This is a genomic window from Glycomyces sambucus (assembly GCF_900102815.1).
GTDB classification, from domain to species: Bacteria; Actinomycetota; Actinomycetes; order Mycobacteriales; family Micromonosporaceae; genus Glycomyces; species Glycomyces sambucus.
On sequence record NZ_FNGF01000004.1, the window covers coordinates 315,366 to 332,903 of the forward strand.

Consider the following 17,538-nt stretch of genomic DNA (forward strand, 5'->3'; position numbering starts at 1 on the left):
TGACCGCGTTTCTCCGTCCGTGCCCGGCAGGAAAGCGAACGACATCATCATGAAGATCAGAGCAGCGCTGTGCTGCCTCGCCGCCTCGGGACTGCTGCTCGCAAGCGCGTGCAGCGACAAGAGCGGCACCATCGAGGACCCCGCCGAGGAGTCCGCCGCCACCTCCGACGAGGCCGTCGAGGAGATCGAGGCCGACCCCTTCGACCCGCCGATGCGGTTCGACACCGCCGCGGGCGTCCCCCTCCCCGAGGAGGCCGCGGCCGGGAACATCAACCTGGCGGGCAACGCCGTCCAGCCGCTCCCGGTGGCCCTGTCCGGCACGAAGGCGTTCATCGCCTCCGCTGACCGGCTCCAGATCGTCGACGCCGCCACCGCGGAGGCGCTGCCCGCGATCGTGCCCGAGTCCGGCACGCCCATGGACCCCGCGCTCACCGTGTTCGCGGGCGACAACCCGATCCAGGCGCCGATCGTCGTGACCCTCGACGGCAAGGACCTCGTGGTGGTGCCGTTCCTGACCACCGGCGAGGCCGTCGGCACGGCCGTGGCGCACCAGAGCCTCGAACTGGTCGCGGTCGACGCGGCCACCGGCGCGGAGGCGTTCCGCGTCGTGTCGGAGCTGCCCATCCCCGAGGAGGACGCCGAAGGGCGGTACGCGAACGCGGTCGCCAAGGGCGAGTCCGGCGGGGTCGTCGTGGTCGACCTCGACGTCTACCCGGCGTACACCGTCGCGGTGGACCTGAACGCGCAGGCCGTGGCCTGGGAGCAGGTCTTCGCGACCGAGGCGGTCGCGGGCGACACGGTCGTCGGCATCCCCGGCGAGCGCGACTTCAACCGGCACCACAGCGGCCTGGCCGTCGCCGACGGCACGGTGAAGTGGGACGCGCCGGACTTCGGCTACGAGAACCTGCGACCGGCCGGGCCGAAGTACGTCTACGGGTTCGGCGGCTACGACCACATCGACGGCGGCCTGTACCTGGTCGAGGCCGCGACCGGCACGGTCACGAGCCTGGAGGCCGAGGAGCGCGACTCCGGCACCTGCCGCTTCGACGGCCAGACCACATTGGTGTGCAACGACACCTGGGGCTGGCTCGGCGCGGTGAACACCGAGACCGGCGAGTGGGCGTGGGAGCTCGACCCGACGCCCGAGCGCTCCAGCGTCGGGATCACTGCCGTCTGGCACGGGGCCGTGTACGGCAACGCGGAGAACGGCCCGGTCGTGCTCGACGCCCTCACCGGCGCCGACGCCGAGACCGCGCCCGGGATCGCCCCGTGGGTCGTCGACGAGTACGTGGGCATCGCCCAGGACCCGAGCGGCGGCGTCTCGACCTACCCCGCGATCGGCTAGCTACACGGGAAGTCAGGGCCCGGCGGAGGACGACCGTCCTTCAGCTCCGCTTCAGCCGCCCTCAGGCACCATCGGCCTCGGGGGCGCTGCGTACTACACGCGGGGGTAACTCCGATCCACCCGCCGCCGGGCCCTGCACCCTGCGCGCGCCCGCCCCGGCACGGGGGTGCTGTTGCCATGGTCGGGCAAGTGCGAGCGTTTTGCCTGGTAGACCGGCATATAATGAAGGGTTGCCGCCGCCGAGTCGAAGCCAGGGAGACCCATGTCCGGTCACGACCACCCGCATCACCGCCATGAGGCCCACGGTCATGAGGACCACGACCGTGCCCACGACGATCATGCCCATGACGACCATGCGCAGCACGGCCACGCCCACGACGACCGTGCGCACCATGACCGCGAGCCTCACGACCACACCCACGACCACCGAGGCGGCCGGGCGCACCGGCTGCGGCACCTGCTCGCGCCGCACTCGCACGACAGCGCCGACAAGACCGACCGGGCGCTGGAGTCGAGCCGGGAAGGGCTGCGGGCCTTGTGGATCTCGCTCGCGGTACTCGGGGCGACGGCCATCGCGCAGGCGGTCGTGGTCGCGTTCACCGGTTCCGTGGCCCTGCTCGGCGACACCCTCCACAACGTGGCCGACGCGCTCACCGCGATCCCGCTCGGGATCGCGTTCCTCCTCGGCCGCCGCGCGGCCACCCGCCGCTACACCTACGGGTTCGGGCGGGCCGAGGACCTGGCCGGGATCGTCATCGTGGCCTTCATTGCCGCCTCGGCCGTGGCCGCCGGGGTCGCGGCGGTCGACCGGCTCCGGCACCCCGCCGAGGTCGACCACCTCTGGGCGGTGGCCGCGGCGGGCCTGATCGGCTTCTGCGGCAACGAACTCGTCGCCCGCTACCGCATCCGGGTCGGCCGCCGGATCGGCTCGGCGGCGCTGGTCGCCGACGGCCTCCACGCCCGCACCGACGGGTTCACCTCCCTCGCGGTGCTGCTCGGTGCGGGCGGGGTGGCGCTGGGCTGGGACTGGGCCGACCCGGTCGTGGGCCTGGCGATCACGGTCGCGATCGCGCTGGTGCTCAAGGACGCCGCATGCCAGATCTGGCGGCGGCTGATGGACGCGGTCGACCCGGACACCGTCGCCGCGGCCGAAGCGGTGCTCGCGGCGACGCCGGGCGTGCGGCGCGTCGATGCGCTGCGGCTGCGCTGGGTCGGGCACCGGCTCCACGGCGAGGTCGACCTCGCCGTCGACGCCGCGCTCACGGTCACGGCCGCCCACGCCATCGCGGTCGACGCCGAGCACCGCCTCATCCACGCCGTGCCGCACCTCGCCCGCGCGACCGTCCACATCGACCCTGCGGACCACGCTGACGCGCACCGGGTCCTGGCGGGCCACCGCTGACCGGCGAGGTCAGTCCGCGGGCGCCTCGGCGCGCTCGCGGGCGGCGAGGATGTCGGGCACGTGCGCCTCGGCCCACTGGCGCACGGCTCGCAGCGGCACCAGCAGGGAGCGGCCGAGGTCGGTGAGGGCGTACTCGACGTGCGGCGGGTTGCCGCCGAGGTCGGTGCGCACGAGCAGGCCGTCGGCCTCCATGGCGCGCAGGGTCTCGGTGAGGGCCTTCGCGGTGATGCCGCGGATGTGGGCCTTGAGCCCGGTGAACCGCATCGGCCCGGCTTCGAGTGCGTTGACCACGAACACGGTCCAGCGCGCCCCGATGCGGTGCAGCACGGTGCGGCTCGGGCACGTCGCCGCCATCACGTTGTACGCCTTGCCCATCAGGCTCCTCCCGGTAGCGTTGCGTATACCGGTATAGATTGTATACCGTCGGGCCCATGAAGCAGGAACTGACAGGCAAGCGCATCCTCATCGTCGGCGGCGCCCGCGGTATCGGCGCCGACCTCGCCCAGCGCGCGGCGAAGGCCGGTGCCCAGGTCACCGTGGCCGCGCGATCCGGGACCGAGGTCCGGATCGACGTCACCGACGAAGCGACCATCGAGCGGGCCGCGGCGTCGCTCGATGCCTTCGACCACGTGGTCTCCACCGCGTCGGCCCACCACGACGTACCGGTGGCCGACCTCGAAGCAGAGAGGATCCAGGCCGCGTTCGCCGCCAAGGTCACCGGCCCGCTGCTGCTGGCCAAGCACTTCGCGCCTGCGATGCCCGAGGGCGGGTCGTTCCTGTTCTTCTCCGGCATCGTCGGATGGCGTCCCAAGCCGGGCACGGTCGTCAAGGGCACCGCGAACGCGGCGCTCGCGGCGCTCGTGACGCACCTGTCGGTGGAGCTCGCGCCCTTGCGCGTCAACGCGATCGCACCGGGAATCACCGACTCCGGCACCTGGGACCGGCTCCCGGACGAGCGCCGCCGCGCCCTGTACGACGGCGCCGCCGCGGCCTCGCTCACCGGCCGGGTCGGCACGCTCGACGACGTCGGGGAGGCCGCCCTGTGGCTCCTCGGCGCCGGCTGGGTCACCGGCGAGACGGTCCACGTCGACGGCGGCTCCCGCCACCGCTGACCGGTGGCCTGTCCCGGAACAGCGCCGTTCCGGGGCAACGCTGTTCAAAGGCAAGGTCATTCGGGCCCGTGGCCGCCCCGCCCGGGCCGGTCAGGAGAGCTGCTGCGCCAGGCCGACGACGATGCCCTCGGGGCCGCGGACGTAGCACAGCAGGTAGACGTCCTCGTAGCGGACGATCTCGCCGACGAGTTCGGCGCCGTGGGCGAGCAGTCGCGCCACGGTGTCCTCGATGTCGTCGACGGCGAACATGACCCGGCGCAGGCCGAGCGTGTTCGCGGGCGCGTCGACCGGCTCCGACCGGACCGGCTCGGGCCGGTGGAACTTCGCCAGCTCGATCCCGCTGGCGCCGTCGGGGGTCCGCAGCATCGCCACGTCCTGCCGGACGTCCTCGAGCCCGATCACCCGCTCGGCGAAGTCGCCTTCGAGCGGGCCCCGCCCCTGGAGGGTCAGCCCGAGCTCGACGAAGAAGGCGACGACCGCGTCCAGGTCCTCGACCACGATGAGCACGTTGTCCATGCGCTGGATAGCCATGCCCCGAGCGTAGGGCCCGCCCGCGACGCAGGGGTGCGCGGGCGGGTCAGCGCGCGGCGGGCACGGCGGTGCCGGTGAGGCGTTCGGCCTCGGTCCACAGCCGGGCCGCGACCTCCTTGTCCCGGGCCGGGCGCGGCAGCCGCGCCGGGACGGCCGGGCCGACCAGGCCCCAGCGGGGTCCGTAGTAGGCGCCCTGGGCCGCATCGGGATCGGTGGCCGCGCGCAGGAGCGGTCGCGCACCGCCCGCGGCGTCCTGCGAGGGCATGATGCGGGCGAGGACCGAGATGAGCAACGGCGCGCGCCCGCCCATGGTCGGGCCGGTGGTCTGGAGGTTGGTGCGGGCGCTGCCGGGGTGCGCGGCGGTGGACAGCAGCGGCCAGCCGCGGGCGGCGGCCAGGTCGGCGAGGTGCCCGGTCATCATCAGGTTCCCGAGCTTGGACTGGGCGTAGGCCGGGATTGGCCGGTAGCCGGTGGTGAAGTCGAAGTCCCCGAAGCGGATCGCGCCGCGGGCGGCCATGCCGCTGCTCATGGTCGCCACGCGCGGCGCGGGCGCCCGGAGCAGGAGCGGCAGCAGGCGGACGGTGAGGGCGAACGGGCCGAGGAAGTTGGAGCCGAACTGGAGCTCGAAGCCGTCCGCGGTCTCGTGCCGCACCGGCGGCATCATCACCCCGGCGTTGTTCACCAGCAGGTCGAGCGGGGCGCCGTCCGCGATCAGGCCCTCCGCGAACGCCGCGACCGAGGACAGGTCGGCGAGGTCGAGGCGGCGGACCTCGACGTCGGCGCCGGGGTGGGCGGCGAGGATGTCGGCGCGGGCGGCCTCGCCCTTGGCGGGGGTGCGGACAGCAAGGACCGTGCGGGCGCCGGCGGCGGCCAGCGCGGTGGCGGCGGCCTTGCCGGTGCCGCTGTTCGCGCCGGTGACCACGGCGAGCCTGCCGGACTGGTCGGGGACCTGGTACATCGCGACTCCTTACGTACTGGCGGTATCTTCTTTCGAACATAACATACCGTCGGTACTCAATCAAGGTACCGTCGGTATGTAACATGGGGCGATGACCTTCCAACGAGCCCGGACCGACGAGCAGCGCGAAGCGCGGCGGCGCCAGATCCTCCAGACCGCGTGGGAGATGCTGACCCAGATGCCGGTCGCGAAGCTGAGCCTGAACGAGCTGAGCCGCCGCGCCGGCCTCGCCAAGCCGAACGTGCTGCGCTACTTCGAGTCGCGCGAGGCGATCCTGCTCGAACTGCTCAACGCCGAGCTCGCCGACTGGGTCGACGGGCTCAAGGAGGCCCCGCTCCCCCAGGGCACGGCCCGCGAGCGCGGCGACGCCCTCGCTGCGGCCCTGGCCGCCTCGATCGCCGCGCGGCCGGTCCTGTGCGACCTCGCCAGCGCCCAGGCCGCGGTCCTGGAGCGGAACATCTCGACCGATGTGGCCTTGCGGCACAAGCACGCCGCGAACGCGGCCGCGGCCGACCTGACGGCGCTCGTGCGCCGGGCACTGCCCGAACTGGCGGCGGAGGACGCGTACGACGTCGTGGTCGTCACCCTCGTCCACGCCTCCGCGCTCTGGCCGCACTCGCAGCCCTCGGAGGCGGTGCGCGCCGCCTACGCCGCCGACCCGTCCCTCGCCGGGTTCCGGCTCGACTTCACGCAGGCCCTCGGCCACGCGATCGAACTCGTGATCTCAGGACTGGTCGCCCGCCGCGGCGAGGGCTGAGGCGGGCCGCGAATCGCGTTGCCGTGCAGCGCGCGCGGCACTAGCCTGCTGACGTGGAGCACATCGAGATACAGCGATTCACCGCAGCCGACGCCGAGGCGCTGGCGGACTTCCTCGCCGGCGAGGAGTGGCCCTTCCACGGTTCGGGCCGGGTCGACCGGGCGGACGTGCTGCGGCGGGTCGCCGAGGGCTACTACGACGACGAGGAGGCCCGCACGTTCTGGATCCTGGTGGACGGGAAGGCCGCGGGCACGCTGCGCCTCTTCGACATCGGCGACGACACCCCGCTGTTCGACCTCCGCATCGGCGCGGCGAGCCGGGGCCGCGGTGTCGGCACGCATGCGGTGCAGTGGCTCGCGTCGTACGTGTTCACCGAGTTCCCCGAGGCCCAGCGGATCGAAGGCACGACCCGCCGGGACAACGCCGCGATGCGGCGGGTGTTCCTGCGCTGCGGCTTCGCGAAGGAGGGGCACCACCGCCGGGCCTGGCCCGACGCCGAAGGCGTGCTGCACGACGCGGTCGCGTACGCGATCCTGCGCGGCGACTGGGCGACGGGCACGGTGACGCCGGTCGAGTTCGACGACGAGCCTTGAGAGCGGCAAGGCCGGACAACGCCGAGCCCGGGACGCACCGGGCCCGAGGAGCACGGTCTGGCGCCGCGTTTGATCACGCCGGCCGAGGAGGCGCGTTGCAACCGCAGCTCAGCATTATTGGACTATGCATATATAGGTGTTAGCATCTAGGCATGTCACTCAAGCACGCCGTCCTCGGGATGCTCGCCATCCAGCCGATGAGCGGGTACACCCTGAAGAAGGCCATCGACGAGAGCGTGGGCCACTTCTGGACCGCCGACCAGTCGCAGGTCTACCGCACCCTCGCCGGGCTCGTGGACGACGGCCTGGCCTCGCGGCGCACGGTCGTCCAGGACGAGCGCCCCAACCTCCACCTGCACTCGATCACCGACGAGGGCCTGGCCGAGCTCGACCGGTGGCTCGCGTCGCCGCTGCGCACGCCGCCCGCGCGCGAGCCGTTCCTGGCCCGGCTGTTCTTCGCCGACCGGATGGCGCCCGAGGCGATCCGCGACCTGTTCCGCAACCGGAGGCGCGAGGTCGGCGAGGCGCTCGCGGCCCTCGAAGCGGTCACCGTCCCCGAGCACGCCGAGGACACCGGCACCCTGCTGCGCCTGGCCACGCTCGACTACGGCATCGCCCAGGCCAGGACCGAACTCGCGTGGCTCGACGCCACCGAGCAGCGCATTGGCAAGAAACGCATACACGAGAAGCACACTGACGAGCACCGGCCGGAGGCCCCGTGAACGCGTCCCTCGCCGCCCGGCTCGACCGCGTCGCGGCCCGCTTCGCCGCCAAGCCCGCCGTCCACTCGCTGAGCCTCGCCGCCGCGCAGCCGTCCACCGGGTTCACCTGGGAGTTCGGGGAGGCGCGGCGCCCGTACTTCATCGCGAGCATCACCAAGCTCGCCACCGTCGCGATGGTCATGCAGCTCCGCGACGAGGGCGCGCTGACGCTCGACACCCGCGCCGCCGACCTCATCGGCGAGGACGTCATGCGGGGCCTGAACGTGCGCGACGGCCGCGACCTCGGCCCCGCCGTCACCGTCCGCGAGCTGCTGACCCAGACCTCCGGCATCCCCGACTACTTCGAGCAGCGGCGCCCCGACGGCGGCACGTTCCTCGCCGACGTCCTCCGCGAGGACGGCGCCTGGACCTTCGAGGACTACCTCGCGATGGCCCGGAGCCTCCCCAGCCGCTTCGCCCCCTCCGCGCCCGGGCGGGCGCACTACTGCGACACCAACTACCAGCTCCTCGGGCGCATCGTGGAGACGGCCACCGCCGGGGGCTTCGAGCGGGCCCTGCGCCGGCGGGTCCTCGAACCGCTCGCGCTGCAGGACACCTGGCTGTTCACGCCGGACACCCTGGACCGGTACGACGAGGTCGCGCCGGTCTTCCACGGCCGCAATGCGATCCGCATCCCGAAGGCGATCGCCTCGTTCGCCCCGGACGGCGCGCTCGTCTCGACGGCGGCCGACCAGATCCGGCTCCTGCGCGCGTTCCTCGGCGGCGAGCTGTTCCCCGCGGCGTACCTCGCCGAGATGACCGCGCACTGGAACCCGGTGTTCTCGCGCCTCGAACCGATCGAGTACGGCATGGGCGTGATGCGGTTCGCGCTGCCGCGGTGGCAGTCGCCGCTCGCCCCCGCACCGGCGATGATCGGGCACTCCGGGGCCTTCGGCAGCGTGCTCTACCACGTCCCCGACCTGGACCTCTACCTTGCGGGCACCGTCAACCAGATGCGGCCGCGGAGCCTGCCGTACCCGCTCCTGCTGCGGCTGGCCGGGCAGTTCGGGCGACGCGCCCCGGTCGCTTAATGCAAGTAGTTGGCGATAGTAGGATCCGGGCGTACCGTCGCGTGGTGAGCGCGGCGCCGCCGACCGTGACTGAACGACCGTGCATGAACGACCGCGCGTAAAACAACCGCGCATCGAACGACGAGGAGCCGCCGCATGGGCACCGCACTGCCGCCCGGAGCCCTGGTGCTGGGCATCGAGTCCTCGTGCGACGAGACCGGCGTCGGCCTCGTCGCGGGCGGGAAGCTGCTCGGCGAGTGCACCGCCACGAGCATGGACGCGCACGCCCGCTTCGGCGGGATCGTGCCCGAGGTCGCGGCCCGCGCACATCTGGAGTCGATGGTCCCGGCCGTCCGGACCGCCCTTGAGCGCGCCGGGGTCGACAAGTCCGATGTGGAGGCGGTGGCGGTGACCGCCGGGCCGGGCCTGGCGACGGCTCTGACGGTGGGGATCGCCGCCGCCAAGGCGTACGCGATCGCGCTCGGCGTCCCGCTCATCGGCGTCCACCACCTGGCCGGGCACGTCGCCGCCGACACGCTCGAACACGGGCCGCTGCCCGAGCGCAGCGTCGGCCTGGTCGTCTCCGGCGGCCACACCTCGCTGCTCATGCTCGGCGACCTCGCCCGCGCGCCCGTAGTGCACCTCGGCGACACCGCCGACGACGCCGCGGGCGAGGCGTTCGACAAGGTCGCGCGGCTCCTGGGCCTGGGCTACCCGGGCGGGCCGGCCCTGTCGAAGGCGGCCCTCGACGGCGATCCGGAGGCGATCCGCTTCCCGCGCGCGAACGTCGGGAAGTACGGGTTCTCCTTCTCCGGCTTGAAGAGCGCGGTCGCCCGCTGGGTCGAGACCGCCGAGGGGCCGCTGCCGGTGGCCGACATCGCCGCCTCGTTCCAGGAGGCCGTCTGCGACGCGCTCACCGCCAAGGCCGTCGCCGCGTGCACCGACCACGGCGTGGACACCCTGGTCATCGCCGGCGGCGTGGCCGCGAACCAGCGCCTGCGCGACCTCGCCGAGGCCCGCTGCGCCGAACGCGGGATCTCGCTGCGGGTCCCGCCGCCGCGCCTGTGCACCGACAACGGCGCGATGATCGCCGCCGTCGGCTCCTTGCTCGTCGACGCCGGCGCGCCGTGGGCCCCGCCGGGCCTGTCGGCCGACTCCTCCGCCCCGCTCACGGCCGCCTCGCTGCACCCGGTGCGGTGAGCCGTTCACCGTTTTCACGATCGCGCGGAAAGATTCCACAAAGCACCACAGTTCCAGTCCTGGCGACCGGTTCGCCGAGGCCGCATACTGCGAACCGGGGCGCCGGAGGCCGGCGCGGCGCCCGTCCGCACACCGAAAGGGAGTCCATGAACCGATCGAGCGACCTGACCGCACTCGAAGACCGCTACGGCGCGCACAACTACCACCCGCTGCCGGTGGTCCTGGCCGAAGGCGAGGGCGCCTGGGTCACCGACACCGAGGGGAACCGCTACCTCGACTGGCTCGCGGCCTACTCCGCGGTCAACTTCGGGCACCGCCACCCGCGCCTCGTCGCGGCCGCCAAGGCCCAACTCGACCGGCTCACCCTCGCCTCGCGCGCCTTCCACACCGACACGCTCGGGCCGTTCCTGTCCGGCCTCGCCGAGCTGTGCGGCAAGGACGCGGTGCTGCCCATGAACACCGGCGCCGAAGCGGTCGAGACCGCGATCAAGGCCGCCCGCAAGTGGGGCTACACCCGCAAGGGCGTCGCCCCCGGCAAGGCCCGCATCGTGGTCTTCGACGGGAACTTCCACGGCCGCACCACCACGATCGTCGGCTTCTCCTCCGACCCCGACTCGTACGAGGGCTTCGGGCCCTACGACGGCGGCTTCGACTCGGTCCCCTACGGCGACACCGAGGCCCTGCACGCCGCGATCGGCCCCGACACCGTCGCCGTCCTCATCGAACCCGTCCAGGGCGAGGCCGGCGTCGTCGTCCCGCCCGCCGGGTACCTGCGCGCGGTGCGCGCGGCCTGCGACGCGAACGGCGTGCTCATGATCGCCGACGAGATCCAGTCCGGGCTCGCCCGCACCGGCCGCACGTTCGCCTGCGACCGCGAGGACGTGGTGCCCGACGTGTACCTGCTCGGCAAGGCCCTCGGCGGCGGCATCGTCCCCGTCTCGGCCGTGGTGGCCGACCGCGAGGTCATGGACGTCTTCTCCCCCGGCACCCACGGCTCCACGTTCGGCGGCAACCCGCTCGCGGCGGCCGTCGCCACCGAGGTCGTCGCCATGCTCGCCACCGGCGAATGGCAGGCCCGCGCGCTAGAGCTGGGCAAGCACCTCGAAGGCGCGCTCACCGGGCTCGACGGCGTGGACGGGGTCCGGGTGTGCGGCCTGTGGGCCGGGGTCGACCTCGCCGACGGCGGCCCGACCGCCCGCGAAGTGTGCGAACGCGCGGCATCACTCGGCCTGCTGTGCAAGGAGACCCACCGGCGGACGGTGCGCATCGCGCCGCCGCTGGTCGTCACGCCCGAGGAGATCGACCGCGGCATCGCGACCCTGAAGCAGGCCATCGCAGGATGACCCGCGCGCGGCCGGCGCGACGCGCGCCGGCCGCGGCTACCTCGCGGCGCGTGCGGCGCGCAGCACGAGGCCGCGCAGGGCGGGCACGCGCATGGCGCGCATCGCCGCCTCGTTCATCCAGACGCGGCCCTTGGTGGGCGGCGCGAACTGGGCCATGCCGCGGCGCGCCAGCGCCTGCCGCTTGCGGACCTCCGGCCGCAGGCCGGCCTCCCAGGACGCCAGCGCGGCCGGGACGTCGTCGGCTTCGAGGGCGTCGCCGAGGCGGTCGGCGCCGCTCATCGCCAGGGCCGCACCGTATCCGGCGAAGAGGGTGACGCACCAGGCCGCGTCGCCGAGGAGGACGACCCGGCCCGTGCTCCAGGCGTCCATGCGGATCTGCGACGCCGAGTCGAAGTAGGCGCGGCCGGGGTCGTCGCGCAGTCGCCGCAGCGCGTCGGGCACGCCGCCGCCGAGGTCGCCGAACGCCCCCGCGAGCGCCTTCGCGGGTCCGAGCCGCAGCTGGGCGGCGGTGTCGTGGGTGCGGTAGGCGAAGAACGCGGAGGACCGGCCGGGGCCGAGGGCGATGAGCGCGGCGGTGCGGCCGGGTCCGATGTAGGTGGTGCCGGTGCCCGCTTCGAGTCCGGCCGGGGCCTCGTCCAGGGGGAGGGCGCCGACCATGTGGCCCATGTCGGTCAGGTGGTCGGGCTCGGGGCCGAAGGCGAGGGCGCGGACGGCGGAGTGGAGGCCGTCGGCGCCGATGAGGAGGTCGGCGCGCTCGGTGGAGCCGTCGCTGAGGACCGCGGTGACGCCGTCGCGGTCCTGCTCGATCGCGGTCGCGGTGGTGCCGAAGCGGAACTCGGCCGTGTCCCGGACCGCTTCGAAGAGCACGGCCTCGAGGTCACCGCGGAAGACGGTGAGCGCGCGGGGGCCGACCGAGGCGGCCACGATCTCCTCGGGGACGGCGAACTTCGCGGTGCCGTCGGCGCGGACGATGATCGAGGTGAACAGGCCCAGGTCCCGTTCCCGAAGCGCCGGAACGAGTCCCAGGTGCTCGGCGGCGTCGAAGCCGCCGTCGACCAGGTTGATCATGTAGCCGCCGCTGCGGCGCTCGGGCGCGCGTTCGACCACGAGGGCCGACCAGCCGGCCCGGCGCAGGCGGAGCACGGCGGCGAGCCCGGCGATGCCCGCGCCGACGACCACCGCCCGCCGCCCGCGGTGTCCTGCTGCTGCCATGTGGGCCTCCTCACGAGTATGAACACTTGTTCATCCATAGTATGAACGACTGCTCATCCTCGCTGCGCTCAGGCCCGGGTCCGCGCCGTTACACTGGGGCACGTGCCACGAGGTATCGCGATCCCCCAGCTCAGGCAGCATCTCTTCGCCGCCGCCGAGACCGTCGTCCTGCGCGGGGGCCCGACCGGGCTCACCGGGCGGGCCGTCACCGTCGAGGCCGGGGTCGCCGCCGGACTGCTCTACCGCCACTTCGCCGACTTCGACGCGTTCCTGGCCGCGTACGCCGTCGACCGGTCCTTCACCCTCGCCGCCGCGCCCGCGCTGACCGAGCGCGTCGGCACCGGCGAGGTCGCCGCGAACCTCGCCGGCGCCCTCACCGCGCTCCCCCGCCCCGCGCTCACCGCGCTGGCCCGGCTCCTGGCGATGCGCCCGGACCTGGTGCCGCGCATCGAGGACGTGCTCGGCGCGGGCGGCTCGGGCTTCGACGCGATCGAACGCGCCGCCGCCGAGTACCTTGCGGCCGAACGGCTCCAGGGCCGGCTTCCGGAGCGCGCCGACCCGGCGGCCCTGGCGCTCGCGGCCGTCGGCGTCCTCCACCGGCTCGTCTTGGCGGGCCGCGACCTCGACCGGCTCCGCGGCGTGGTCGACGCCCTGGTCACCGCAGCAGCCCGCGAGGGCGCCTGACCCGCGCCAGCGGGAATCGGGTTGCACGGCGCCACCGGTGCCCGTGAGACTGGCGGTGATGATGCCCTTGAACGAGATCGACCGCCTGAAACGCACCGTGACCGACGCGTGGGAGAGCCCCGTCGCCGACCGGGTCGCGGCCGAATGGGGCCACCCCGCCGGGACCGCGAAATGGTGGCGCTCCAGCGCCGCGCACGTGTTCGTCCTGCCCGACCCGGACGGGAAGCGGTACCTGCGCTTCACACCCGAGACCTACCGCGGCGCCGCGATGGCGGACCCGGTGGCGGACCTGATGGCCCGCCTGTCTGCGAGCGGATCGGCGGTGGTGCGCCCGGTCCCGACCGCGGCCGGGACGCTGACCGCTACGGTCCACACCGAGCTGGGTGCCATGCGCGCCATGGTGGTCGAGGCCGCACCGGGCGAGTCGATCGACGCCGACGACCTCACCGAGGAGCGCGCCGCGGCGTGGGGCCGCGCCCTCGCCCAGGTCCACCGCGACGCCGCGGGAGCGAAGGGCCTCACAGGGTCCTTCACCGAACTCGCCGCGGTCCCCGAGCGGTTCGCCGCCGACCGGCCGCTGGTGGAGGCCGCCGCGCGGATCGCCGCGCGCCTGGCGGAGCTGCCGCGCGACAAGGCGGTCTTCGGCGCGGTGCACGGCGACTTCGAGCTGGACAACCTGGCGTGGGACGGCGACCGGGCCACCGCCTTCGACTTCGACGAGGCCGCCGACTCCTGGTACGCCGCCGACATCGCCGGCGCACTGCGCGACCTGACCGGCCCGGACGGGCGGCCCGACCCCGGTCTGCGGGCGATGCACGACGCCTTCCTGGCCGGGTACCGCACCGCGCGCCCGCTCACGGACGCCGAGGTCGCGGCCCTGCCGCTGTTCGCGGCGGCGCAGGCGGTCGGCGCACTCGCGGCCATCGACCGCGCGCTCGGCGCCCCTGGCGACGACGAGGCTCCCTGGCTGGTCGAACTCCGCGCGCGCCTCGCCGACCTGGCCGCGTCCCACCGCGCGCTCGCGATCGCCGCCGACCTGTAGGGAACCGGCGGCGATCCGCCGCGGATGTCGGTGCCCCGTGGCAGGGTCGAGGCGACCTCGACTGCAAGGGAGCTGGACATGACCGCGACGATGCCGGACGGCGCCCCCGCCTGGGCGGACTCGGTGACCACCGACTTCGATGCCGACCTCGCGTTCTACACCGGACTCTTCGGGTGGACGCCGGTGGGCTTCGGGCCGGAGGTGGAGTACTACGTGGACTTCCACGCGGGCGGCCGGGCGATCGGCGGGCTCGTCGGCGCCTCCCCCGCGTTCCTTCCCGGCGTGCCGAGCCGCTGGACGGTGTACTTCCGCACGCCCGACTGCGCGGACGCGGTCGCCCGCGCCACGGACCTCGGCGCCGACGTCGTCATCCCGGCCTCACCGGTGGGCGGCGACCTCGTCTACGCGCTCCTGGAGGATCCCGCCGGAGCGCACTTCGGCCTCTTCGAGATCCGCTCCGGCACCGCGGGCCTCCAGGCGTCCGGCGAACCGGGCGCTCCCGCGTGGTTCACCTACGCCGCCACCGATCTCGATGCGCCGCTCGACTTCTACCGGCGCCTGCTCGACTGGTCCGTCGAGGACGGGCTGACCGCCGCCGGAGCCGCCGCGCCGTTCGGCGCCGCCCACCGCGCGGAGCGGGAGCACGGCTGGACGGTCTACTACGAGGTCGACTCGGTCGACGCGGCCGCTTCCCGCGCGAGCGAACTCGGCGGCACGCTCGGTACCGCGCCGCTCGAGGCCGCCGGCCACCGCCTCGCCGTGCTCACCGCGCCTTCCGGCGCCCGCTTCGGCGTGGCCGCCCCGATCCGTTAGCCGGAGGCTGCGGGGACCGCGAGCGCGGCCCCCGCAGCGCATCAGGCCGTCGCGGCCCGGATCGTGCGGCGGCCGACGACCGCCGTCACGCCCAGCGTCACCCCCGCGCCGACCGCGACGGTGAGGACGAACGGGACGGGCGCGAACGCCGCCGCCGGACCGCCCGTTTTGGCGATCGCGAACGGCAGGATGCTCACCAGCGCACCGAGACCGCCCGCGGCGGCGCTCACGATCGCGCTCGCCGCGACCTCGCCCAGGAGCATCCGGCGCGACTGGCCGGCGGTGGCCCCGATGAGCGACATCGACGCGAACTCCGGTGCGCGGCGGGCGATCGAGGCGACGAGGTTGTTCGACAGGGCGATCGCCATGAACAGCGCGATCAGGGCCACCACCAGGTAGTTGATCGCGGCCAGGACCTGGCCGTCGCTGCCGGCGGCGCCGAACTCGTTCTCGATGCCCTGCATGCCGAGCGTCCCGGCGGCCACGCCCACGAACAGGGTGAGGAACGTGACCGCGGGCCGGGCCCGCTCGGGCGCGGCGGCGAGGTTGCGCGCCGCCAGGTGCCCCGGCGCGTGCGCCCGCAAACGCGGGACGCGGTCGAACGCGAAGTCCGCCAGCGCGACCAGCTCCGGCGCGAGCAGGCACAGGCCGACGGCCACGAGCACGCACCCGGGGCCGGTGAGCGCCGTGGTGAGGATGCTCGCCGGGTCGACGGCGAGCACCGTGTAGGAGGAGGCCAGGCCCGCGCCGACGACGACCAGCGCGGTCGTCCTGCGGCCCCGCCCGCCGCGGCGGCGGCCGGTCCCGGCGCCGAGTCCGGCGACGGGGCTGCGGGCGGCGACGGCCCGGCTGCCGAGCCATGCCGCGGCAGCGGCGGCGGCGAGGACGAGCAGGGCGCCGAGCAGGAGGAGTCCGGCGCCGGGCGCGTACGCGGTCGCGTCGGCGATGAGGCCGGTGGAGCGGATGCCGGCCAGGAGCCCGGCGCCGAGGAGGTACCCGAGCGCGGTCCCGGGCACGGCGGCGAGGGCGGTGACGGCGACGGTCTCGGCCGCGACCATGGCGCGGACCTGCGGCGGGGTGGCGCCGATGAGGCGCAGTCCCGCGATCTCGCCGGCCCGGCCCTGGAGGGCCACGCCGATGGTGGAGACCATGGCGAACAGGACGATCGCGAGGACCCAGCCGCCGAGGATGAGCGGGAACTGGACGAGGAAGGCGCGGTCGGCGGCCGCGGTGGCGTCCGCGAGGCCGGTGCCGAGTAGTCCGGCCATGGCGGTGACCAGGGCGATCCCGGCGGTGGCGACGAGTCCGGTGGCGATCGCCGAGACGCGGTGGTGCGCGAGCGAGCGCAGGGCGAGGCCGGTCATCGCCGGGCCGCCGCGGCGTTGAGGGCCTGCTCGGCGGACTCGACGAGGACGGCCATGCGGCCGGCGACCGCCTGGGCCGTGGGCCGGCGGACGCGGTCGACGATGGCGCCGTCGGCGAGGAACAGGACCTCGTCGGAGTAGGCGGCGGCGACCGGGTCGTGGGTGACCATGATGATGGTCTGGCCCTGGTCGGCGAGGGCGCGCAGGAGGGTGAGGACCTCGCGGGCGCTGCGGATGTCGAGCGCGCCGGTCGGCTCGTCGGCGAAGACGAGCTGCGGGTCGGTGATGAGCGCCCGCGCGATGGCGACGCGCTGCTTCTGGCCGCCGGAGAGCTGGTCGGGCCGGTGGCCGGTGCGCTCCCCCAGGCCGACGCGGGCGAGGAGCGCGCGGGTGCGCCGGCGGTCGGGGCGGCGGGAGTCCAGGCGCAGCGGCAGCTTCACATTGTCCATGGTGGACAGTGCCGGGAGCAGGTTGAAGGACTGGAAGACGAAGCCGACGCGGCGGCGGCGCAGGCGCGCGAGCTCGGTCTGGTCGAGCGTCCCGAGGGACCGGCCGTCGAACTCGGCCGTGCCGGAGGTGGGGGTCTGGAGTCCGGCGGCGCAGTGCAGGAGCGTGGTCTTGCCGGAGCCGGAGGGGCCCATGACGGCGGTGAACGAGCCGGCGGGGATGTCGAGGTCGACGCCGCGGAGGGCGTGGACGGGGCCGCTCTCGCCCGGATACTCGCAGCGCAGGTCGCGCAGGCGCAGGACCGGCGGTACGGAGGTGGTGGTGTGCACGGTGGTTCCTTCCGGGTAAACGATCGTTGTAAACGAACGTTTATCTTATATCATGTCGGGATGAGCAACCGAGACAAACTCCTGTCCGCGGCCCGGGAGTGCCTGCTGACGATCGGGTACGCGAACACCACCGTCCGCGAACTCGTGCGCGCCTCCGGTGCGAACCAGGCGTCGATCAACTACCACTTCGGGTCCAAGGAGCAGCTGCTCACGCTCACGCTGCGCGAGCTCAACCGGGAGTGGGGCGAGGTGCTGTTCGCCGCGATCGGCGACCAGGAGGGCACGGTGACCGACGCCGAGCGCGAGGCGCTGTGGGCGCGCATCATCGAGTCGGTGCAGGCGAACCGGGCGCTGTGGTTCGTCAACTTCGAGTCGGTCGCGGTCGCGCGCACCGACGAGGAGATCCGGGCCATGATCACCGAGGGCCTGCGCATGTCGCGCCGCTCGCTGGCGCGCGCGTTCACCGGCCTCGACCCCGACCGCGACGACCCCGCCCGGGTCAGGGCCGCGGGCTCGCACTACTACGCGCTGCTGGTCGGCGTCGCGGCGCAGTGGATCGCCGACCCCGAGAGCGCGCCCTCGGCCGCCGAGGTCGCCGCCGCGGACGGCGCTCCGGCCTGACCGGCGGGGGGATT

At 74.1% G+C, this 17,538-nt stretch carries 19 protein-coding genes; 13 read left to right on the forward strand and 6 right to left on the reverse strand.

Translation table 11 applies throughout. The annotated features are described in order from the left end of the window. The first annotated feature begins 49 nt into the window (after positions 1-49). Positions 50-1,345 carry a hypothetical protein gene (locus BLS99_RS26250; protein ID WP_091050544.1) on the forward strand — a complete coding sequence of 432 codons (1,296 nt, stop codon included), beginning with the start codon at positions 50-52 and terminating at the stop codon, positions 1,343-1,345. Between the two features lie 262 nt (positions 1,346-1,607). After that, the gene (locus tag BLS99_RS13945) at positions 1,608-2,747 is read left to right on the forward strand and encodes a cation diffusion facilitator family transporter (RefSeq protein WP_091050546.1); all 1,140 of its coding nucleotides are present in this window, start codon (positions 1,608-1,610) and stop codon (positions 2,745-2,747) included. Between the two features lie 9 nt (positions 2,748-2,756). On the opposite strand, the gene BLS99_RS13950 is transcribed toward BLS99_RS13945, so the two are convergent. Continuing rightward, on the reverse strand, positions 2,757-3,122 hold the full coding sequence (locus BLS99_RS13950; protein WP_091050550.1) for a winged helix-turn-helix transcriptional regulator: 366 nt from the start codon (positions 3,120-3,122) through the stop codon (positions 2,757-2,759). A 56-nt stretch (positions 3,123-3,178) separates the two neighbouring features. Between BLS99_RS13950 and BLS99_RS13955 the strand changes: the two genes are divergently transcribed. Then, a complete protein-coding gene (locus BLS99_RS13955; RefSeq protein WP_091050553.1) occupies positions 3,179-3,859 on the forward strand; it encodes an SDR family oxidoreductase in 681 nt (226 codons plus the stop codon). Between the two features lie 90 nt (positions 3,860-3,949). Here the strand turns inward: BLS99_RS13955 and BLS99_RS13960 are convergent, their stop codons facing one another. Continuing rightward, complete coding sequence (locus BLS99_RS13960) at positions 3,950-4,390, reverse strand: VOC family protein (RefSeq protein WP_091050558.1); 441 nt, start codon at positions 4,388-4,390, stop codon at positions 3,950-3,952. 46 nt (positions 4,391-4,436) lie between these two features. Next, positions 4,437-5,348 carry an SDR family oxidoreductase gene (locus tag BLS99_RS13965; protein ID WP_091050560.1) on the reverse strand — a complete coding sequence of 304 codons (912 nt, stop codon included), beginning with the start codon at positions 5,346-5,348 and terminating at the stop codon, positions 4,437-4,439. A 91-nt stretch (positions 5,349-5,439) separates the two neighbouring features. Here BLS99_RS13965 and BLS99_RS13970 point away from each other — a divergent pair, with 91 nt between their 5' ends. The 6 genes from BLS99_RS13970 (at position 5,440) to rocD (ending at position 11,012) form a co-directional block, all read left to right on the forward strand. After that, the gene (locus BLS99_RS13970; protein ID WP_091050563.1) at positions 5,440-6,105 is read left to right on the forward strand and encodes a TetR/AcrR family transcriptional regulator; all 666 of its coding nucleotides are present in this window, start codon (positions 5,440-5,442) and stop codon (positions 6,103-6,105) included. Between the two features lie 53 nt (positions 6,106-6,158). Further along, complete coding sequence (locus tag BLS99_RS13975) at positions 6,159-6,698, forward strand: GNAT family N-acetyltransferase (RefSeq protein ID WP_218126496.1); 540 nt, start codon at positions 6,159-6,161, stop codon at positions 6,696-6,698. Between the two features lie 152 nt (positions 6,699-6,850). Beyond that, positions 6,851-7,420, forward strand: a complete 570-nt coding sequence (locus tag BLS99_RS13980; RefSeq protein ID WP_091050567.1) for a PadR family transcriptional regulator — start codon at positions 6,851-6,853, stop codon at positions 7,418-7,420. Next, entirely contained in the window at positions 7,417-8,490 is a 1,074-nt protein-coding gene (locus BLS99_RS13985; protein WP_091050568.1) for a serine hydrolase domain-containing protein, read from the forward strand. The genes BLS99_RS13980 and BLS99_RS13985 overlap by 4 nt, the downstream gene beginning before the upstream one ends. A gap of 135 nt (positions 8,491-8,625) precedes the next feature. After that, positions 8,626-9,669: a tRNA (adenosine(37)-N6)-threonylcarbamoyltransferase complex transferase subunit TsaD gene (gene tsaD, locus BLS99_RS13990; protein ID WP_091050575.1), complete on the forward strand. Its 1,044-nt coding sequence runs from the start codon at positions 8,626-8,628 to the stop codon at positions 9,667-9,669. Between the two features lie 146 nt (positions 9,670-9,815). Beyond that, positions 9,816-11,012, forward strand: coding sequence for an ornithine--oxo-acid transaminase (rocD, locus tag BLS99_RS13995; protein WP_091050578.1), 1,197 nt, complete (start codon positions 9,816-9,818; stop codon positions 11,010-11,012). Positions 11,013-11,048: 36 nt separating this feature from the next. Here the strand turns inward: rocD and BLS99_RS14000 are convergent, their stop codons facing one another. Continuing rightward, a complete protein-coding gene (locus BLS99_RS14000; RefSeq protein WP_091050581.1) occupies positions 11,049-12,224 on the reverse strand; it encodes an FAD-dependent monooxygenase in 1,176 nt (391 codons plus the stop codon). Positions 12,225-12,326: 102 nt separating this feature from the next. On the opposite strand from BLS99_RS14000, the gene BLS99_RS14005 reads away from it, so the two are divergent. From BLS99_RS14005 to BLS99_RS14015, 3 genes are all read left to right on the forward strand, one after another. Continuing rightward, positions 12,327-12,908: a TetR/AcrR family transcriptional regulator gene (locus BLS99_RS14005; protein WP_091050583.1), complete on the forward strand. Its 582-nt coding sequence runs from the start codon at positions 12,327-12,329 to the stop codon at positions 12,906-12,908. Between the two features lie 58 nt (positions 12,909-12,966). Then, on the forward strand, positions 12,967-13,950 hold the full coding sequence (locus BLS99_RS14010) for a phosphotransferase enzyme family protein (protein WP_091050587.1): 984 nt from the start codon (positions 12,967-12,969) through the stop codon (positions 13,948-13,950). Between the two features lie 78 nt (positions 13,951-14,028). Continuing rightward, positions 14,029-14,763 carry a VOC family protein gene (locus BLS99_RS14015; RefSeq protein ID WP_091050590.1) on the forward strand — a complete coding sequence of 245 codons (735 nt, stop codon included), beginning with the start codon at positions 14,029-14,031 and terminating at the stop codon, positions 14,761-14,763. Between the two features lie 41 nt (positions 14,764-14,804). Here the strand turns inward: BLS99_RS14015 and BLS99_RS14020 are convergent, their stop codons facing one another. Both BLS99_RS14020 and BLS99_RS14025 read right to left on the reverse strand, forming a co-directional pair. Next, a complete protein-coding gene (locus BLS99_RS14020; RefSeq protein ID WP_091050599.1) occupies positions 14,805-16,127 on the reverse strand; it encodes an FtsX-like permease family protein in 1,323 nt (440 codons plus the stop codon). Beyond that, entirely contained in the window at positions 16,124-16,903 is a 780-nt protein-coding gene (locus BLS99_RS14025) for an ABC transporter ATP-binding protein (RefSeq protein WP_218126497.1), read from the reverse strand. The genes BLS99_RS14020 and BLS99_RS14025 overlap by 4 nt, the downstream gene beginning before the upstream one ends. A 60-nt stretch (positions 16,904-16,963) precedes the next feature. On the opposite strand from BLS99_RS14025, the gene BLS99_RS14030 reads away from it, so the two are divergent. Continuing rightward, positions 16,964-17,524, forward strand: coding sequence for a TetR/AcrR family transcriptional regulator (locus BLS99_RS14030; RefSeq protein WP_091050602.1), 561 nt, complete (start codon positions 16,964-16,966; stop codon positions 17,522-17,524). Positions 17,525-17,538: the final 14 nt, after the last annotated feature.

Coding starts and splice junctions, on each gene's coding strand:
- BLS99_RS14000 (WP_091050581.1), bottom strand. CDS start 12,224: ATGGCAGCAGCAGGACACCGCGGGCGGCGGGCGGTGGTCGTCGGCGCG.
- BLS99_RS13945 (WP_091050546.1), top strand. CDS start 1,608: ATGTCCGGTCACGACCACCCGCATCACCGCCATGAGGCCCACGGTCAT.
- BLS99_RS13950 (WP_091050550.1), bottom strand. CDS start 3,122: ATGGGCAAGGCGTACAACGTGATGGCGGCGACGTGCCCGAGCCGCACC.
- BLS99_RS13960 (WP_091050558.1), bottom strand. CDS start 4,390: ATGGCTATCCAGCGCATGGACAACGTGCTCATCGTGGTCGAGGACCTG.
- BLS99_RS13955 (WP_091050553.1), top strand. CDS start 3,179: ATGAAGCAGGAACTGACAGGCAAGCGCATCCTCATCGTCGGCGGCGCC.
- tsaD (WP_091050575.1), top strand. CDS start 8,626: ATGGGCACCGCACTGCCGCCCGGAGCCCTGGTGCTGGGCATCGAGTCC.
- BLS99_RS26250 (WP_091050544.1), top strand. CDS start 50: ATGAAGATCAGAGCAGCGCTGTGCTGCCTCGCCGCCTCGGGACTGCTG.
- BLS99_RS13965 (WP_091050560.1), bottom strand. CDS start 5,348: ATGTACCAGGTCCCCGACCAGTCCGGCAGGCTCGCCGTGGTCACCGGC.
- rocD (WP_091050578.1), top strand. CDS start 9,816: ATGAACCGATCGAGCGACCTGACCGCACTCGAAGACCGCTACGGCGCG.
- BLS99_RS13970 (WP_091050563.1), top strand. CDS start 5,440: ATGACCTTCCAACGAGCCCGGACCGACGAGCAGCGCGAAGCGCGGCGG.
- BLS99_RS13980 (WP_091050567.1), top strand. CDS start 6,851: ATGTCACTCAAGCACGCCGTCCTCGGGATGCTCGCCATCCAGCCGATG.
- BLS99_RS14015 (WP_091050590.1), top strand. CDS start 14,029: ATGACCGCGACGATGCCGGACGGCGCCCCCGCCTGGGCGGACTCGGTG.
- BLS99_RS14010 (WP_091050587.1), top strand. CDS start 12,967: ATGATGCCCTTGAACGAGATCGACCGCCTGAAACGCACCGTGACCGAC.
- BLS99_RS14020 (WP_091050599.1), bottom strand. CDS start 16,127: ATGACCGGCCTCGCCCTGCGCTCGCTCGCGCACCACCGCGTCTCGGCG.
- BLS99_RS14030 (WP_091050602.1), top strand. CDS start 16,964: ATGAGCAACCGAGACAAACTCCTGTCCGCGGCCCGGGAGTGCCTGCTG.